A 16,946-nucleotide genomic window follows, 5' to 3' on the forward strand; every position below is an offset into this window, starting at 1 on the left:
GAGAGACAAGGATGAAAGCTAATCTCAATCTGATTACCCTCGCCCTGCTGGCGGCAAGCAGCAGTGCGATGGCGGCTGAAACTGAAACCAAACAGGTCGTCAGCTATGGTTTGGCCCATGCCAATACAGCCAAAGTTAAATTTGCGGCCTGGAAGTGTGGCCGCTGCGAAGCCAACACCGGGACTGAAGGCACTATCACCGTTGGCGTAGGCTATGCCGATGCGGATGACGTCCACGCAGCTAATGCCCTGGGTACTGATGATACCTTTGCCTACAAACTCAATGCAGATGTTGGTTATAAGTCTGAATCCGGCTACCAGGCCGAGTTTAACGCCCTGAACCTGGGCATGGACTCCAGCCGCGCCGAGCTGAGTGCCGGTAAAGCAGGTCAGTACGATATCAACCTGAACTACCGCACCATTAAGACGTATACGACAGATGATGCATTAACCCCTTATCAGGGTGTTGGTGGCAATGATCTGACGCTGCCGTCCAACTGGGTGACGGCCGGTACCACAGACGGCATGACTATGCTGGCCACCAGCCTTAACCCTGTTGAGCTGTCACTGAAGCGTGAGCGCGCAGGTATCGGCTTTAACCTCGAGGGTGACTCCCTGTGGAGTACCTATGTGGATTACCAGCGTGAAAACAAAACGGGTTTGAAGACTGCCTCCGGTAGTTTCTTCAATCAGTCGATGATGCTGGCAGAGCCAGTGGACTACACCACAGATATTCTCGAAGCCGGTATCAAACTGCGTGGCGACTACTGGTTTACCGCCCTGTCCTACTCAGGTTCTGTATTTAAAAATGAATACAGCGTATTGGCCTTTGATAACGCCTTTAACCCAACCTTTGGCGCACAAACCAGAGGCTACATGGCGTTGGATCCGGACAATGAAGCCCATACAGTTTCTCTGGCAGGTGTATACAACGACGGTACCATGTCGCTGCAGGGCCGTGCCTATCTGGGTCAGATGAGTCAGGATGAGCCCCTGGTCACTTCTGGCTATGGCTATCAACTGCCTGCAGAAGCTGTCGATGCCCAGGTTGACCTGACAGGTATCGATACCCGGGTCACTTATCGTCTGACCCGCAGTCTGCGCCTCCAGGGTAGCTATGACTACTACGACAGAGATAACCAGACCCAGGTCGAAGAGTGGACCCAGATCAGCATCAACAACGTCAACGGTACCGTGGCCTACAACGTGCCTTATGACCATAGCCGTCACCGTGCCAAACTGCAGGCTGATTATCGTATTACTTCAGGGGTGAAGCTGGATGGTGGTTATGAATATCGTCGTGATGACCGCAGTTATCAGGATCGCGAAGTCACAGATGAGAACAATCTCTGGGCTCGCCTGAACTACACCAGCCTGGAAAACTGGGATTTCCGTTTGAAAGCTGACTACGGTATGCGAGATGGTTCCCGCTTCCAGGCTTCTGAACTGACCTCCACTGAAAATAACGAACTGCTGCGCCGTTACAATCTGGCCGACCGTCAACGTACTGCCTTTGAGTTCACCGTGACTCATACGCCAGTCGACACTGTCACCCTGGATTTGAGCACACGTTATGCATTGGATGACTACGATGAAACTGAGATTGGTCTGACTGAGTCTGAAGATTTCAGCTACGACCTGAGCCTCAGCTGGCAAGCCGGCAAAGATCTGTTGCTGACTGCTTTCTACGGCGCTCAAACCATAGAGTCACAGCAAAATGGTTCCAGCAACTTCAGCGGCCCAACCTGGACCAGTAACATCGAAGATGAGTTCAGCTATATCGGTGCTGGAGCCCGTTACGACAACCTGATGGCAGACAAACTGACTCTGGGTGTCGACTACAACTATGGCGACTCCAAGAGTAATACTCAGGTGACTCAGGGCATCACGGGTAGCTATGGTGACTACTACTCCAGGTCCCACAGCCTGAACCTGTACGGTGAGTACCTTATCAGCGAGCAGGCGACACTGCGGATGGACTACCGCATGGAGAAGTACAAAGACAATGACCCTGCCAACAGCATAGCACCGGACGATATCTGGAATGTGCTGAGCTTTGGCAACCTGAACCATGACTACAATGCACATTTGGTGATGGTGAGTCTGCAATATAAACTCTAGTCAAAACCTGATATTAAAGGCCCTGCGGGGCCTTTTTTATTGCCTGAACGCCTTCCGGTTGCCTAATACCTAACTCCTAACCAAAAAGGAGTCATTGACCATTTTCAATGACTTACAAGACTAAAAATAGGGCTTTGGTGTAGTTGTCCCCCGACTCACGCCAGCACTAGCATAGTGATTACGACCTTCCCTCCGAATGAAGCGTCAACTTTCTATACGGCCTTGCCGTAACACAGGATGTCAAATTACAGAATGGATTTTGAACCCGCCTTCAGCTTCAGCTAAGCGCCATTCAATGCTGTATTCATTCACAGGAAGAAGGCAATCAATAACATGATAAAAACCAAATTAACCGCCCTCGCGCTGGCAATGGGATGCGGCCTGTCGTTGGCTCATGCCGCCAACGTCGTCGATGTATCCCAGGTTCAGATGCTGAAAAGTGGCAACAGCCCTGTAGCCATGTTGGGACTGGACAAAGGGAATGAGCTGAAAGCAGTCCGCTCAGTCAACCTGGGCAAAGGCTTAACCAAAGAGCGTCTGCAGCAATATGTGTCAGGGGTACCCGTCTATGGTATGTCTGTCGCCGCCGCCAAGTCGAATAAGGGGTACTCTGACTTAAGTGGTAAGGTACTGACAGGCATAGAGAATGCTGAAAAGTTCGTTCAGCCGTCACTGTCCAGGGCTCAAGCCCTGAACCTAGCCAAAACCTTCAAGTCAGGAAAGGCGGCCAAAAACATCCGCAATGAACAGGCCAAACTCTGGCTGTATCCAATGGCCTCAGGCGAAACCCACCTGGTCTATATCACTTCACATGTAGTTGAAGATGGTCATCACGTCAGCCGTCCAATGAGCATTATCGATGCTCACTCAGGTAAGGTTTTACAAAGCTGGGATGGCATCAACCATGCTGAAGTCGGTACAGGCCCTGGTGGTAATGAGAAAACCGGCCAGTACGAGTATGGTACTGACTTTGGTTTTAACGACGTTGAGCAGAGTGGCAGCACCTGTACCATGAACAACGACAACGTTAAAACGGTCAACCTTAACCATGGTACCTCAGGCAGCACTGCCTTCAGCTATGACTGTCCGCGCAACACAGTTAAAGAGATCAACGGCGCCTATTCACCACTTAATGACGCTCACTTCTTCGGTGGTGTGGTGTACGACATGTACAGTGAGTGGTACAACACTGCGCCTTTGACCTTCCAGCTGACCATGCGGGTTCATTACGGTAACAGCTATGAAAACGCATTCTGGGATGGCAGTGCCATGACCTTTGGTGATGGTGCTACCACCTTCTATCCTTTGGTCTCACTGGACGTATCTTCTCACGAAGTGAGCCATGGCTTTACCGAGCAAAACTCCAATCTGGTTTACGCCAACCAATCCGGTGGAATGAACGAAGCTTTCTCGGATATGGCGGGTGAAGCTGCCGAGTTCTTTATGAATGGCACCAATGACTGGCTGGTCGGCGGTACTATCTTTAAAGGCGATGGTGCGCTGCGTTACTTCGACGACCCAACCCGGGATGGTCGTTCAATCGGTCATATCGACGACTATGCCGATGGTATGGATGTTCACTTCAGCTCAGGTATCTTCAATAAGGCCTTCTATACCCTGGCCAACACAGATGGCTGGGATGTTCGCAAGGCATTCGAAGTCTTTGTTGTCGCGAATCAACTTTACTGGCAGCCAAACAGCCTGATGTATGAAGGCGCCTGTGGTGTGCAGTCTGCGGCCTCCGATAAGGGTTACAGCACTGCAGATGTTGATGCAGCGTTCGCGGTTGTTGGCCTCACACCTTGTGATGCGCCACCACCACCGCCACCACCAGAGGCTGACCCACTGACCAATGGTGTACCGGTAACCGGACTGTCAGGAGCAACAGGCAACAAGCAGTACTTTACCCTTGAAGTACCTGCGGATGCGACAGATCTGAATTTTGTTACCGCCGGTGACAGCGGTGATGCTGATCTGTATGTGAAGTTTGGCCAGGCACCAACCACCAGCGACTTCGACTGTCGCTCCTGGAGTGGCAGCAGCAACGAAACCTGCGCCATAGACCCAGCAGCTGAAGGCACCTATTGGGTAATGATTAATGCCTACAGTGGTTATTCCGACCTGTCTTTGACCGGTAGTTACAATGGTGATGAGCCAACGCCAAACGAACCTCCTGTTGCATCGTTCGATGTCACCTGGGACGGTGCCGTAGGTAGCTTTGTGAGCACCAGTACTGACAGTGACGGTTCTATTGCTTCCTGGAGCTGGGATTTTGGTAATGGTGAAACCGGCAGCGGTGAATCTGTCAGCCACAGATACACAGCCTCAGGTAACTATGATGTGACCCTGACAGTTACCGATGATGATGGTGCTCAGGACTCAGTGACTCAGAACTTTGACGTTACAGTACCGGACTCAGACATCATGCTGGAGTCTACCCGAGCGCTTAAATCACGCCGCGGCAGTGTGCGTATTTCTTTAGCTTGGGAAGGTGGCAGCGCCGATATGTACGAAGTCTACCGAGATGATCAGATGGTTGGCACAACATCCCGCGAACGCTTCAACGACAGATTCCGTGTCGGCGGTGGTGACTCTGTGGATGTGAACTACAGAGTGTGTGAAGCCGATGGAGCCTGCTCCAACACCATCAATGTCACCATTGACTGATAACAGTTAAACTTGTCCAAATGGGGCCTTTGTGGCCCCATTTTTTTGACTCTGCACAAAACAAAACATCAGAATTGCAATCAACTCAGTTTTATCAGTACGACTGATTCACAGAGCTGAAGTTTGACTGACCTATAAATTGCCCCTTTGCCCTGCCCTTTTGGGGCTCACAGAAACAAGCTGCCGCTGTGACCGAATTCAAACTCCCTGAAAAAGCGTTTACTGATACTTGATTCAAATCAGGGTTTCACACATCTTAAGCTCATCTCAAATCAAACTTCTCAGTAGATGCGTACACCTTTTATCACTCTGGCTGCAGTAGCAGCCTTGATGTTACCCACTTTTCCGGTAATGGCATTTGATCCATCCGGCACCATGGCGTCTATTTTTATCATTCTGGGGCTGGGGAGTTTCACCCTGCTCAACATGGTATTGCAGGGGCTGTTTTACTTCACCGGCCCGTACAGCAGAAGAGATTTTGCCCGCATCCATGCCGGGATCAGTATCCTGATGCCATTGGCGGCAATGGTTCTGGCAGTAAAGGACAATGCCGGCACCGCAGATATGATACTTAAACTGGGTGCGATACTGATTGCCAGCGGCTTTGCTCTAATGCCGCTGCTGCTGAAATCTTCAGCCAAACAACCTACACCCAACAGTGGGCTTTGGATCGCCCTGGGGGCATTCGCTCTCATGCTGCCTGGCATGATTATCCCGGTAATAGGCATAGTTGCTGCTGCCGTCGCAGCTGTGGCACTTAACTATGCTCAGGACCTAAAAGCACGACTGGTTGCTGTCATCGCGCTGATCCCATCCATCAGTATGTTCCTGTACTGGACAGTCCAAAAGGTGAGTTTGCTTGTGGCCGGTGGCGCCTGATATAAACAGAGACCAACAAAAACAGGAGGCAGAGATGAGCAACCGGGAATGTAACGCCCTTCTCAAACAGATCCGGGATTGCACCATTTGCACAGCATCTCTGCCGCTTTCTCCTCTGCCCATACTGCAAGCCAGCAGCGGAGCCAAAATTCTGATTGCCGGCCAGGCTCCGGGGATAAAGACCCATCAAAAAGCCCGCCCTTTCGATGACGCCAGCGGTGAAAGGCTGCGAAGCTGGTTGGGTGTAGATAAAGAGACCTTCTACAATCCTGAGTTATTTGCCATCGTCCCCATGGGCTTTTGTTTTCCCGGTACCTTTGAGAAAGAAGGTAAAAAACAGGGTGACAAACCACCTAGGCCAGAGTGCGCCGCTAACTGGCACCCCAGGTTACTGCCTCAGCTTAACCAGATAGAGCTCACGCTGGTGCTGGGCCAATACGCCATCGATTATCATATTCAGCCTTTATTGCCGGAAAACGAAAGCAAGATTAACGTCACCCAGGCGGTAGAACGCTGGCAGGAGTTCTGGCCCCACAAGCTGGTACTGCCCCACCCCAGTCCCCGTAACAACCTTTGGCTGAAGCGCCATCCTGAATTTGAACAAACCCTGCTGCCACTGCTGAGACGCAGGGTACACGAGATACTTAACTCCTGATATGTACCAACTGGATGCCACTATCGCCGGTGAAATTGTTCACCGCACCATGAAAATTATCGGTCACAACATCAATGTGATGAACAGTGAGGGCGTGATCCTGGGCTCAGGTGATGTCAGTCGTCTCGGCCAGTGTCATCAGGGAGCCTGTGAGGCCATCGCCCTTGGAAAGGTGGTTGAAATCCCCTCTGACTGTGAAGTCAGTGGCGTCAAACCCGGTATCAACCTGCCACTCACCTTTCAGGAGCAGATTATCGGTGTTATCGGGATTACGGGAGAGCCGGAGAAGCTCAGTCACTATGGTGAACTGCTTAAGATGACCGCCGAAATGATTGTCGAACAGGCCAACCTGATGGACCAGCTGCAATGGAAAAACCGTCGCAGGGAAGAGTTTATTCTGCAGTTAATCAAGGCGAGCGCCGGTGATATATCCAAACTGGCAAACTGGGCCAGACAGCTGGATCTGGATATCCGCAAGCCCCGGGTGGCAGCCATTATTGAGGTGAGCTCTGCCGGTGGAGATGAGCTGAAACAGATATTGCACCTGCTGCAATTTCCCGAACGAGACAACCTGGTGGCCATGACCTCTCTGTCCAGACTGGTCATTCTCAAACCCGCATTTCTGGATGGCAAAAGCTGGAGCCGTGAAGCGGAAAGCGAACGTATCGATCGCTTGCTAGAACGTCTGCCCAAAGCGCAACGCAACAAGTTGAAAATTGCGCTCGGGCATTTCTTCCCCGGAGACGGTGGTATCGCCCGCTCCTATCAAAGCGCACTGGAAACCCTGACTCTGGGGCAGAGACTGCAACCTGCACAAAATAAATATCTGTATCAGGAGTTTGAAAGCCAGGTGCTGCTCAGTGAACTGGCTGCCAGCTGGCGCGGAGAAGAACTCAGCCGCCCCTATGTCAGCTTGCAGGCATCCGACAAAAGCGGCCAGCTTTGTAAAACACTGGATGCCTATATTGCTTCGGGCGGGGAGCCGGGGGCCTGCGCAGATGCCCTCTATATCCACAGAAATACCCTGAGATACCGGCTGGAAAAAATCAGCCGGATCACCGACCTGGATTTAAGCAACCTGGATCAACTGCTGCGCCTTAACCTCGCCAGATTGCTGAGCCAAAGCCGTTTTCCCGCCAATAACGAGTGATTTGGCCCATCCGGGCCTAAGTTCTTTCAAGCAGAGCCTGATAAAAGGCCAGGATCACGTTTTGTGCATTTGCACAAAAAACGGGGCGATATTCGCTTGAAATCCGTGTGGCGCCACAAAGTAAAAGCGCCCGTCATCATTGATAATGACCGTCTCTGTCGCCTCCTCAATAAGCACTCAAAGAAGCGCTGAGGCCTGACGGCAACACAATAATATCAATGGAAGAACCCTATGACCCTTATCCTTACCCTGCTGGCTGTGGTGGCCTTTATCGTGTTTGCCACTGCCAAACTGAAAATGCATCCTTTTCTGACCTTGCTGCTGGCAACCTTTATGGCGGCATTCGCCTTTGGCCTGCCTGCAGCAGACATTGCCAAAACCATCACCTCAGGTTTCGGCGGTATCCTGGGTTATATTGGCCTGGTGATCGTACTGGGTACCATTATCGGTACCATTCTGGAGAAAAGCGGCGCAGCCATTACCCTGGCTGATGTCGTGATTCGGGTGCTGGGACAAAGGTTCCCCAATCTGACTATGTCCATCATCGGCTATATCGTTTCAATCCCGGTATTTTGTGATTCCGGCTTTGTGATCCTCAACTCGCTTAAACAGTCCCTGGCCAACCGCATGAAGGTCTCCAGCGTCGCCATGAGCGTGGCGCTGGCAACAGGTCTGTATGCCACTCACACCTTTGTTCCACCTACGCCAGGCCCTATTGCCGCTGCCGGTAACCTGGGGCTTGAAGCTCATCTGGGCCTGGTGATTGTGATTGGTTTGTTTTTGGCAGCTATTGCTGCTTTGGCGGGCCTTTGGTGGGCCAACCGCTTTGCCGGTGTCGAGCCTGATGGTGAAGGAGCCCAGGAGCTGACTGCTCAGGCAGAGCAATATGAAACTCTGAAAGCCAGCTATGGCGAACTGCCAAAGCCTCTGCCGGCGTTTGCCCCCATTCTGGTCCCAATCCTGCTGATCTGTTTGGGCTCTATTGCCAACTTCCCATCCAAGCCATTTGGCGAAGAGGTGATTTGGCAGGTACTGAACTTCCTGGGTCAGCCACTGAACGCACTGATGATTGGTCTGTTTCTGTCTCTGGGTCTGCTGAAGAGTGGTGACCGCCTGAAAGAGTTCAGCGACCGCATCAGCCAGGGACTGGTGATCGCCGCGCCTATCTTGCTTATTACCGGTGCCGGTGGCGCGTTCGGCGCTGTTATCAAAGCCACTCCGATTGGCGATTTTCTGGGATCCAGCCTGTCTGCACTGGGCATAGGTATCTTTATGCCATTCGTCGTGGCCGCGGCACTTAAGTCTGCCCAAGGCTCCTCAACCGTAGCTCTGGTGGCCACCTCTGCACTGGTAGCCCCTATGCTGGGCGATATTGGCCTGGGCACTGAAATGGGTCGTGTGCTGACCGTTATGGCAATCGGTGCCGGTGCCATGACAGTGTCTCATGCCAACGACAGCTTCTTCTGGGTGGTGACTCAGTTCAGCCGTATGAGCGTATCTCAGGCGTACCGCGCCCAAACCATGGCAACGGCCGTACAGGGCTGTACTGCGATGGCACTGGTTTATATCCTGTCCCTGTTCCTGCTTTAATGTCGGCGATAACCGACAGGTTCTGATCATACAACCAGAGTGGGAGCCAGACTCACAGTCCTGCTCCCACTACAGGAAATATCATGAAGATAGTGATTGCCCCAGACTCATTTAAAGAAAGCCTGAGCGCCCTTGAAGTGGCCAGAGCTATTGAGAAGGGATTCAAGCGGGAATTTCCCGATGCGGATTATCAGATTGTTCCCATGGCCGACGGCGGTGAGGGCACTGTCGATGCTTTGGTTGACGCCACCGGCGGTAAACTGGTCCACCTGGATGTCACCGGACCTCTGGGCAACAGAGTCCAGGCCAGATACGGCATTCTTGGAGATAACGGTGCCTCCTCAGCCGACAAGATTAACGCTGCGACAGCCATTATTGAGATGGCATCAGCCTCGGGGTTACATCTGGTACCACAAAACTTGCGAGATCCTTTGCTGACCTCCAGCTTCGGCACAGGCGAACTGATCCGCGATGCGCTGGATAAGGGAGTGCGTCATCTGATCCTCGGTCTGGGAGGCAGCGCCACCAATGATGGTGGCGCGGGAATGCTGCAGGCGCTGGGAGCCGAACTGCTTAATGCTCAGGGTCAAAGTCTGCCTGCGGGGGGCGAGGCCTTGTTAGAGCTGGCAGCCATAGATCTCAGTGAACTGCACCCGGCCCTAAAACAAACCCGCATCGATGTGGCCTGCGACGTGGACAATCCTCTGTGCGGTATTCGCGGCGCATCCCATATCTTTGGCCCACAAAAAGGCGCAACTCAGGAGATGGTACATCTGCTGGATAAAGCCCTGGGGCAATTTGCCCATGTGGTATGCCACCAATGGCCAGATAAAGCGCCTATGGCCCTGCTTCCCGGCACTGGCGCCGCAGGAGGTATGGGATATGCCATGGTGGCGCTGCTGGACGCCAGCCTGACGCCCGGCGTGGAATTGGTGATAACCGCACTGGACTTGGATGCCGCCATTACCGGTGCCAATCTGGTTATTACCGGTGAAGGCCGTATCGATGGGCAGACAGTCTATGGCAAGACGCCTATGGGCGTGCTCAACACCGCCAAACGCCACAATGTTCCCTGCATTGCATTGGCTGGATGCCTTGGGCAGGAAGCCGACGCCATCAAAGCACATGGTATGAAGGCAATCTTTCCCATAGTGCCCGCCTCCGTCACGCTGGAGCAGGCACTGGCTACCGGTGCTGCCAACCTGGAACGCACAGCAGCCAATGTGGCCGGTATGATGCGTTTGGCCCAGTCCTGAACCACTACTTACGCTCTTTCTAAGCCCGCCCTTTAAATTCAAAAGGATGCGGGCTTTTTTATTTACCGCCACGGAAACTTGCCGCATGAATGACCATGCAGTAAAGTTGCAACATTTTGACAATCGCCCTTCCCCCTGATAAATCAAGGGCTGGAACATATAATTACAAGAGCATTGATGACGCCAAAACAACTCCGTCACGCCACGGCCTCTGAAGCTGCGCTGATGCGCGTGTTCACCGTGCCGGAAGAGCCAGAATCCACTCTGGGACAGATAGAGAGCAAGCTGTCCCGGGATCTTGCGGGTTTCCTGCAGGAAAGCATCGCCGCGCTGGAAAAGCCGCTGTCAGAGGTGGAAAAAGACTTCCAGCGTCATACTATTCCCGAGCAGCCCAGATTTGTCTCCGATTACGTCGACGAGATGATGCAGAATCTGGTGGCCCACTCTGTGCACACGGCCGCACCTTCTTTTATCGGGCATATGACCTCAGCGCTGCCCTACTTTGTGCTGCCACTGTCCAAGATGATGGTAGGCCTGAACCAGAATCTGGTAAAAATAGAAACCTCCAAAGCCTTTACTCCACTGGAGCGTCAGGTGTTGGGGATGATGCACCATCTGGTCTATGGCAGAGATGAAGGCTTCTACAAGAACTGGCTGCACAGTGCCAATCATGCGCTGGGAGCTTTCTGCTCCGGCGGCACAGTGGCCAATATTACAGCTTTGTGGATTGCCCGTAATAAATTACTTGGCCCAAAAGGCAGCTTTAAAGGTATCGCCAGAGAAGGCCTGCACCGCTCACTCAAGCATTATGGCTGGGATGATCTGGCGATTCTGGTGTCACAGCGGGGCCATTACTCCCTGGGGAAAGCGGCCGATCTGCTGGGCATTGGCCGCAGTAATATTTACACAGTACCAACCGATGCCAATAACAAGGTAGATATGGCCGCTATGCGTGCCAAAGCTGCCGAGCTGAATGCCAGAAATATCAGAGTTATGGCGATTGTCGGCGTCGCCGGCACCACAGAAACCGGCAATATCGACCCACTAGCAGAACTTGCTCAGTTGGCTGCCGAGCTTGAATGTCATTTCCACGTGGATGCAGCCTGGGGCGGTGCAACTTTGCTGTCCAACAAATACCGTCATCTTATGACTGGTGTAGAACTGGCTGATTCGATCACCATTGATGCCCACAAGCAGATGTATGTGCCCATGGGCGCAGGTATGGTGCTGTTTAAAGACCCCGCCTCTGCCGGCAGTATCGAGCATCACGCCGAGTATATTCTACGTAAAGGTTCCAAGGATTTAGGCAGTCAGACGCTGGAAGGATCCCGCCCGGGAATGGCGATGTTGGTGCACGCCTGTCTGCAGATTATCGGCCAGCAAGGCTATGAAATTCTGATTAACAACAGTCTGGAAAAAGCCAGATTCTTTGCTGATGCCATTGATGCCCACCCGGACTTTGAACTCACCAGCCATCCCGAACTGTGCCTGCTCACCTACAGGTATGTGCCAGCCCAGGTGCAAGAAGCAATGGCTCAGGCCAGAGCAGAAGGGAATGCCGAGCTGCTGGAGCAATTTAACTCTCTGCTGGACAGCCTCACCCGCTTCATCCAAAAAAGCCAGCGTGAACAGGGTAAGTCTTTTGTCTCCCGTACCCGGATTCCCGCACAACTCTACCCCGACCGTAAAACCACGGTATTCCGTGTGGTATTGGCCAACCCACTGACCACAGAGGCCATTCTTGAAGAGGTATTGGCTGAGCAGGGCGAGATTGCCGCCCGCAGTCGGCAGAATCTCACCAAGCTATTAGCACTGGCCACCAGAACATCGGTAGCCTGATGCCAGTCCAATAAAAAGACGGTGAGCAATCACCGCCTTTTTATTGGATATTCAATTCCAGTCGTCAGTCTCAAACACTCGGTTCATACTGTAACCAGGCTAATTTCAAAGTTTCTCCAACCCAGCTTCAAAGACTTCCAGGTATTGGCTATTGTTTTGTTTCGCCAATGCAACCGCCTTTCGCATATAGCCAAGCGCCTGCTCTTTGTCACCTGTGAGTGCCAGCGCATCTGCCATCGCTTTATTAGCCCACGGAGAGCGCGGATAGATCTCCAAATAGACTCTGGCGCCCGCCAGAGCTTTGGCCGGGTCTTTTTTCACATCAATAATTTGCTGTATTGGCTGGCCAATTTGCCACTCCGCACCTTTTACCCTGGTGCCGTATCTGGCGTTAAGCTGCTTGAAGTGACTTTTAAACACTCCCGGGTTAGCCACCACCTCATCAAACTCCAACAGCCAATCATTAAATTGACTTCGAAAGGCCAGGATCTGCGACAGCAGCGGCGTGGTCATATGGTCTTCATCGGGCAGGTCATAGGTCTCAATATCGGGATAAACCGCCATCAACTTCTCCAGGTACGCATCATAGGCCTGTTTCTGCCGCCCTTGCTCATTGGCCAGACTTAAAAAGATATAAGGCTTGTGGCTGGAGTCTGTGGCTGAAATGCTGTTAACCAAAACCTGCTCATCCCACCACAGCGACGGGCTGAACAGATGATAGGCATCAAACAGCTCTGGGTTCTGCTTAAGCACATACGCGCCAAACAAGCCGCCCAATGAATGACCGGCCAGCATGTCATAGCCTGACGTCCGGAAGCCTTGATTAATTGCAGGCATCAGCTCCTGTTTCAAAAAGCTAAGATAGGTATCAGCCTGACCAGACACTCTTGAGCTTTGTTTATCCCGGGTCGGCGTGAAGAACTTAAATCTGTCGACCCCGGGGATGGCTACCACCAGGATTTCCGGCATCACATCAGTGGATTCAAGGAACTTTGCGTTGATGGCGGTATGTTCACCATGCTGAGCACCATCAAGTACATAAAGCACAGGGTAGACCTGATCTGTAGCAGTATCATAGGAGTCAGGTGTAAACACTTCGACTTTCAGGCTGTGGCCAAGTGCATTGGACTCAATATCCATCAAGACACCAAAAGCATTTGGCAAACATGCGATCGAAAACAAAACCAGTAATGCAATTCTTTGCATAGCTAACATCCCCTGTCGTATTTCAGCGTTCCCTGAACCTCTATCCTACGGGGCCACTAAATCATAAAGCAAACACCAAAGGGGATTACCCTGAAGATTAAATTCAGGTTAATTAGACAAACAGGTCATTTTTAAATAACAACTCAACTGTATAATTTCAGCTTTGCTTATTCTGGCCTGATTATATGCGAGCGTATTTACGTTTAAACAGCAGTAATTTCTTTTTGGCAGCCAGAGAGTCTTTCATTGCATTGCTGCCCTTTATTCTAATCAGTTCAAGTGTTTCTTTGGTTGAAATTTTGCTGATTGCCTTCTTCCCTGGATTCGCTGACAGCAAGCCCATTGGCGCCCTTGAGAGTTTTTCCCTGACCCTGAATTTCGCCTTTCCTTTGGTGGTGATGGTGTCTTTGTCTGTTCACTTTGCCAAGTATCTCAGACAGTCTCTGCTTGGTGTTGTGACCTTATCTTTAATGGTACTGCTGGCGTTGCATGCCCATATTCAACCCGGCAATCCTTTCATCGATTACGCGCCAGAAATATTGAATGACCCCAGAGTATTTATTCTCCCCGTTACAGCGGCTTATACCCTTAAATGGCTGACAGGTATCAAGCTGTTTAAGCTGTCCCGTAAACATGGATTGAGTTCATATCTGGCGTTGCACCTTAACCTGGCAGTCCCCATTGCCCTTGGATTTATATTCTTGCTGGTGCTTTTTACCCTGCTGGCTATCTCTCTGGAGGGAGTGGAACAGGCATTGAGAGCTAATCTGCAAACCATGTCGCCCCGGGAACAACTATTGGGACTGAGCGGAGTACGACTGGTTTTCTGGAGTCTGGGTATTCATGGCGACAGCGCGTATATGCTGTTCCCTCATGTCGTTCAGGAGATGCAACCTGTGGCAAAGGGGATCAGTAATCGTAACTTTATCGATCTGGTCGCCGGTATCGGTGGCAGTGGGGCAACACTGTCGCTTGTTATCGCAATTTTCTGGCGTGGAAAGGGACACAGTCTCAAGGTCGCCAAAGTAGCCGCGCCTTTTTCATTGTTCAACCTCAATGAGCCCCTGCTTTATGGCCTGCCAATCGCCTTCAACCCTCGATTGATGTTGCCTTTTATGTTGGTACCTTGCGTCAACATACTGCTGACTTATCAGGCTCTGGAGTGGGGCTGGTTGAGCTTTAATGGTCAGGCTTTTCCCTGGATAACCCCGCCTTTACTCAATGCCTGGTTAATCAGCCACAATATGACGGTTGTGCTGTTTCAGCTGCTATTAGTCGCTATAGGCGTGTTTATCTACCTGCCTTTCGTTCGGGCTTCCATATGGGAGACAGTATCCGACCATCATCATAATGACGTCGTCAAGAGGCTAACCATGGGAGAGGAGCTTGATTTACAGGCGGAGTCCAATTACGTCCATGAGCAATTCTCCAGGCTGGCAGATAATCGTCGGGTTCATAATATTGTCCAGCGGGTATTGGCTGGCGATTTGCAGGTCTATTTTCAACCCAAGCTGAATCTCAATCGAAGAGAGGTGGTGGGGTTTGAGGCACTGATCAGGCTAAAGGAGCAGGATGGTAGTATTTCCAAGCCCTTTTTTATCGATGCGTTTCAACGATGTGGTTATGCTTCGACGCTGGACAGATATGTCATTACTTCGGTTGCTGAAACCTTGGAGCAATGGGCAGCTGATGGCTTTACCCCTGTCGTAGCCATCAATCTGGATCCATCCAGCCTGGTGAATGATGAGATCATCTTGCTGCTGAAGAGCTCGCTTGGGGCGAGAGCACAACAGATAGAGATAGAGATACTCGAAACAGCTGTGATGGATGATGTTGAAAAGGTAAACCAATGTCTCGCTGTACTGAAGGATATCGGATTCCGATTCCTGCTGGATGATTTTGGCACTGGATACTCCAGCCTTGGGGTACTGACTCAGCTGGACGTCGATGGGGTAAAGCTGGACCGAAGCATATTAACTCAGGCCTGCGATGGTAAAGGGGAGCTTTTATATCGTCAGATCTGTCAGCTATGCCAAAGTCAGGATCTGCAGTTGGTTGCTGAAGGGATAGAAACCGAAGAGGAAGAGAGATTTGTTTGTCAGGCTGGTGTTAACTACGTTCAGGGATGGCGTTACGCCAAAGCGATGCCAGCGAATGAAGCCAAACGGTTTGTTCTGGACAAATAGAAACCGGTTGAACCCACGATAAACGACTCTGCTGATGTGCCGTCGGGAACCGTTTGGTTCAAAAAAACGCCCGATTGGGTTGGACGGCACAATCTCATTGGCCTATCGTGGAGCTAACTGGATTTATCAGAGTGCAGGTTAAAGCTGCAATCCTCTTCATATTTCGCCTCCATCTGTGCGATATAATCAGAGAGTTCCTGCCCCGGTATTACGGGAAAGGGCTTCACCTGCACTGTCAGCTCCTGAATACGATCAACCCGGAAGTTACGGAAGGCATTGCGCAATAAACACCAACTCAGCAGTGTCCAGGTGCCACGCCAGAAATAGATCGCCAAAGGGTGGATCTGCCGCTCACTGTCCTGCTTTTCGGCATCCCGATAATTCATCAACACAGGGTGTCTTTGCTGACAGGCCAGTCTAAGTGGGTCGAGAAATTTAAACTCATCCTGATCTATGTAAAAGTCAGGAGAGAACATCAAAGAGTGGTAGCCCCGAAGACGCTCCGGCAGCACAGCTTCAACCTTGATCAACGCCTGTCTTGCTGCACTGCCCAGCGATTTACCGCCCCAGGTTTCCACCATTCGCATCCCTACCTGTATCGCCTCCAGTTCTGCCTCATTAAACATCAAAGGCGGGATATTGGCTTCCTGCCTGAGCAGATAGCCCACTCCCGCCTCGCCTTCAATAGGCACGCCGGACAGGCACAGATCCTGAATATCGCGATAAACAGTGCGAACCGATACCTCCAGCCTGTCAGCCAGTTGCTGCGCCGTAGTCAGGCGTCTGTGCCTGAGGATTTGTACTATCTGAAACAGTCGGTCAGCGCGTCGCATTGGGGCTCCGTTTACTCATAGCGATTCCGATAACTCACAGTCTGATTAAATTGTACATAAACTCAGGCATCAACAAGCCAGTGTCAGCTCAACATCAGGCTTCCATTGACCACAGGCCAACCTTGTTGCCCTCACAGTCCTTGAAGATTGCGATATGGCCGCATTCACCGTCTTTAATTGGCATTGGTGGCAACAAAATCTCTATTTCACCCTGCTCCAGTCTGGCCACCGCCAGAGACACGGGTTTTCCCAGATGCAGATAAACCAAAGAGCCCGCCATGGAGGGTGTCATCATGTCACATTTCACCAGAGCAACGCCTGCTCCCTGTTGATCTTCCTGTTCAATCAAAGCCATCTCCATCCCCTCCATAGACTCATGCCTGAAGGTCAGCCCCAAATGCTGTTGATAAAATTTAACGGCTCTATCCATATCTGCCACTGGGATCTCTCCCCACACCAACACTGCTTGTTGCAACATAGCTTTTCTCCTTTTCTGTCGCCGGAATTGGCGATGGAAAGAGCATAAGCCGGGGCTACTGACAGCATAGTGTCAGTAGTGATGAAT

The 16,946-nt window shown here is 51.5% G+C and carries 12 protein-coding genes; 9 read left to right on the plus strand and 3 right to left on the minus strand.

The features are described from left to right. Nucleotides 1-11: 11 nt before the first annotated feature. The 8 genes from L2725_RS05310 (at nt 12) to panP (ending at nt 12,156) form a co-directional block, all read left to right on the plus strand. The gene (locus L2725_RS05310; protein WP_249248013.1) at nt 12-2,120 is read left to right on the plus strand and encodes an MtrB/PioB family decaheme-associated outer membrane protein; all 2,109 of its coding nucleotides are present in this window, start codon (nt 12-14) and stop codon (nt 2,118-2,120) included. A 333-nt stretch (nt 2,121-2,453) separates the two neighbouring features. After that, nucleotides 2,454-4,787 carry a M4 family metallopeptidase gene (locus L2725_RS05315; protein WP_249248015.1) on the plus strand — a complete coding sequence of 778 codons (2,334 nt, stop codon included), beginning with the start codon at nt 2,454-2,456 and terminating at the stop codon, nt 4,785-4,787. Nucleotides 4,788-5,075: 288 nt separating this feature from the next. Then, nucleotides 5,076-5,666, plus strand: coding sequence for a hypothetical protein (locus L2725_RS05320; protein ID WP_249248017.1), 591 nt, complete (start codon nt 5,076-5,078; stop codon nt 5,664-5,666). A 34-nt stretch (nt 5,667-5,700) separates the two neighbouring features. Continuing rightward, the gene (locus tag L2725_RS05325; RefSeq protein ID WP_249248018.1) at nt 5,701-6,321 is read left to right on the plus strand and encodes a uracil-DNA glycosylase family protein; all 621 of its coding nucleotides are present in this window, start codon (nt 5,701-5,703) and stop codon (nt 6,319-6,321) included. A gap of 1 nt (nt 6,322) precedes the next feature. Continuing rightward, nucleotides 6,323-7,471 carry a sugar diacid recognition domain-containing protein gene (locus L2725_RS05330; protein ID WP_249248019.1) on the plus strand — a complete coding sequence of 383 codons (1,149 nt, stop codon included), beginning with the start codon at nt 6,323-6,325 and terminating at the stop codon, nt 7,469-7,471. Between the two features lie 231 nt (nt 7,472-7,702). Further along, on the plus strand, nt 7,703-9,061 hold the full coding sequence (locus L2725_RS05335) for a GntP family permease (protein WP_249248020.1): 1,359 nt from the start codon (nt 7,703-7,705) through the stop codon (nt 9,059-9,061). An 83-nt stretch (nt 9,062-9,144) separates the two neighbouring features. Next, nucleotides 9,145-10,317 carry a glycerate kinase gene (locus L2725_RS05340; protein ID WP_249248021.1) on the plus strand — a complete coding sequence of 391 codons (1,173 nt, stop codon included), beginning with the start codon at nt 9,145-9,147 and terminating at the stop codon, nt 10,315-10,317. Nucleotides 10,318-10,494: 177 nt separating this feature from the next. Then, nucleotides 10,495-12,156: a pyridoxal-dependent aspartate 1-decarboxylase PanP gene (gene panP, locus L2725_RS05345; protein ID WP_249248022.1), complete on the plus strand. Its 1,662-nt coding sequence runs from the start codon at nt 10,495-10,497 to the stop codon at nt 12,154-12,156. 105 nt (nt 12,157-12,261) lie between these two features. Here panP and L2725_RS05350 read toward each other — a convergent pair whose 3' ends face one another. Beyond that, entirely contained in the window at nt 12,262-13,296 is a 1,035-nt protein-coding gene (locus L2725_RS05350; protein WP_249248024.1) for an alpha/beta hydrolase-fold protein, read from the minus strand. A gap of 353 nt (nt 13,297-13,649) precedes the next feature. Between L2725_RS05350 and L2725_RS05355 the strand changes: the two genes are divergently transcribed. After that, nucleotides 13,650-15,548: an EAL domain-containing protein gene (locus L2725_RS05355; RefSeq protein ID WP_249248025.1), complete on the plus strand. Its 1,899-nt coding sequence runs from the start codon at nt 13,650-13,652 to the stop codon at nt 15,546-15,548. A 113-nt stretch (nt 15,549-15,661) separates the two neighbouring features. Here the strand turns inward: L2725_RS05355 and L2725_RS05360 are convergent, their stop codons facing one another. Together L2725_RS05360 and L2725_RS05365 are read right to left on the minus strand one after the other, a co-directional pair. After that, complete coding sequence (locus L2725_RS05360) at nt 15,662-16,381, minus strand: helix-turn-helix transcriptional regulator (RefSeq protein WP_249248026.1); 720 nt, start codon at nt 16,379-16,381, stop codon at nt 15,662-15,664. A gap of 94 nt (nt 16,382-16,475) precedes the next feature. Continuing rightward, on the minus strand, nt 16,476-16,859 hold the full coding sequence (locus L2725_RS05365; protein ID WP_249248027.1) for a VOC family protein: 384 nt from the start codon (nt 16,857-16,859) through the stop codon (nt 16,476-16,478). Between the last annotated feature and the right edge of the window lie 87 nt (nt 16,860-16,946).

Source organism: Shewanella corallii (assembly GCF_023349125.1).
Classification (GTDB): domain Bacteria; phylum Pseudomonadota; class Gammaproteobacteria; order Enterobacterales; family Shewanellaceae; genus Shewanella; species Shewanella corallii.

Coding starts and splice junctions, on each gene's coding strand:
- L2725_RS05365 (WP_249248027.1), bottom strand. CDS start 16,859: ATGTTGCAACAAGCAGTGTTGGTGTGGGGAGAGATCCCAGTGGCAGAT.
- L2725_RS05360 (WP_249248026.1), bottom strand. CDS start 16,381: ATGCGACGCGCTGACCGACTGTTTCAGATAGTACAAATCCTCAGGCAC.
- L2725_RS05350 (WP_249248024.1), bottom strand. CDS start 13,296: ATGGATATTGAGTCCAATGCACTTGGCCACAGCCTGAAAGTCGAAGTG.
- L2725_RS05315 (WP_249248015.1), top strand. CDS start 2,454: ATGATAAAAACCAAATTAACCGCCCTCGCGCTGGCAATGGGATGCGGC.
- L2725_RS05340 (WP_249248021.1), top strand. CDS start 9,145: ATGAAGATAGTGATTGCCCCAGACTCATTTAAAGAAAGCCTGAGCGCC.
- L2725_RS05335 (WP_249248020.1), top strand. CDS start 7,703: ATGACCCTTATCCTTACCCTGCTGGCTGTGGTGGCCTTTATCGTGTTT.
- L2725_RS05330 (WP_249248019.1), top strand. CDS start 6,323: ATGTACCAACTGGATGCCACTATCGCCGGTGAAATTGTTCACCGCACC.
- L2725_RS05310 (WP_249248013.1), top strand. CDS start 12: ATGAAAGCTAATCTCAATCTGATTACCCTCGCCCTGCTGGCGGCAAGC.
- L2725_RS05320 (WP_249248017.1), top strand. CDS start 5,076: ATGCGTACACCTTTTATCACTCTGGCTGCAGTAGCAGCCTTGATGTTA.
- L2725_RS05325 (WP_249248018.1), top strand. CDS start 5,701: ATGAGCAACCGGGAATGTAACGCCCTTCTCAAACAGATCCGGGATTGC.
- panP (WP_249248022.1), top strand. CDS start 10,495: ATGACGCCAAAACAACTCCGTCACGCCACGGCCTCTGAAGCTGCGCTG.